Below are 1313 nucleotides of genomic sequence, written 5' to 3' on the forward strand. Positions count from 1 at the left end.
GCTGTTGAACTGTGCAGAGAACTCTTCTGCATCTTCGCCTGCAACTGCTGAAGCTTCGCTGGTGGCTTCCCAGCCTTCGTTGACGAACGTATCGAAGTCCTGCTTGCTTTCAAACAAAACCACTTGCTGATAAAACTTGCCGCCGAGCCCTAGCGCAACCCCCATACCAAACATGTTCATGTAGGTGCGTTTTTCGGTGGTCTTATCTACTGCCACACCAGAGCCTGAATTAGTGTGGAAAAGCAAAGAGAGCTTGCGAGAATCAAAAACGGCGTAGCCGTAAGCTTTATCGTAAATCGCTTTCGCTTCTGGTTTTTCATTAAAGAGTTTGAGTAAGGTGCTATCGGCCATCAAATCAATCGCTTGACGCGCTTCTTCTGGCGTGTCGCCTTCCATCAACTCATCAATTTTTTTGTCTGCGGCATCTATCCATTCTTTGCTTTTTTCGATACTGGCATCTGTCCATTCGCCAGCCGTATTGATTGCTTCTTCGGACCAATTCGTGAAATCTTGCCACGCTTGTTTTGAAAAGGCTTTAGTGTCGTCCCAAACATCTTGCGCAGTATCCGAAACCGCTTCGCCTAGCTCAGACATTTTGTTGGATATCTCGTCCCAATCTGCATGAGCAGGAGAGGTGAGTAACATAAGTGTGGTTAAGATAACGATCGGCTTTTTCATTAGAGCTCGTCCTAAACGTGGTCGGTTTTATTTCATTTTAGGTGAAATTTGGGATAGGGAAAATTGACGATGATTCTAGGTTGGGATTGACGTCACGAACTCACGTACCCTTGACAAGGGCGTGATAGAAGCCCAACAAAAAAGCCCTCAAACCGCAGCTTGAGGGCTTTGTCTCATTGGTTTAGGAGCACTTGTGTTAAGTGGCTTCCTTTCGGCAAATTACTTGCTAACTTTACCTAGCTGTAACCAAGTGTCGATAACGGTGTCTGGGTTGAGTGAAACAGAGCTAATGCCTTGCTCCATCAACCATTCCGCCAAATCTTCATGATCTGATGGGCCTTGACCACAAATACCTACGTACTTGCCAGCTTTGGTTGCAGCATCAATCGCCATTTTCAGCATGATTTTCACCGCTGCGTTACGCTCATCAAATAGGTGAGCCACATCGCCAGAGTCACGGTCAAGACCAAGCGTTAGCTGAGTCATGTCGTTTGAACCGATAGAGAAGCCGTCGAAGTACTTCAAGAACTCATCGGCAAGCACTGCGTTTGATGGCAGTTCACACATCATGATGACTTTCAGACCTTGGTCGCCACGGCGCAGATCAAACTTCGCTAGCAAATCGATAACCGATG

General features: G+C 46.8%; 2 protein-coding genes. Both read right to left on the reverse strand.

Translation table 11 applies throughout. From position 1 onward, the window contains the following. Positions 1-678, reverse strand: a 678-nt coding sequence (locus R7P72_RS24700) for a hypothetical protein (RefSeq protein ID WP_318110925.1), incomplete at its 3' end; no start/stop codon positions are given. 219 nt (positions 679-897) lie between these two features. Continuing rightward, on the reverse strand, positions 898-1313 hold a 416-nt coding region (locus R7P72_RS24705; RefSeq protein WP_318110926.1), incomplete at its 5' end, for a putative PEP-binding protein.

This window comes from Vibrio sp. Vb0888 (genome assembly GCF_033338835.1).
GTDB classification, from domain to species: Bacteria; Pseudomonadota; Gammaproteobacteria; order Enterobacterales; family Vibrionaceae; genus Vibrio; species Vibrio alginolyticus.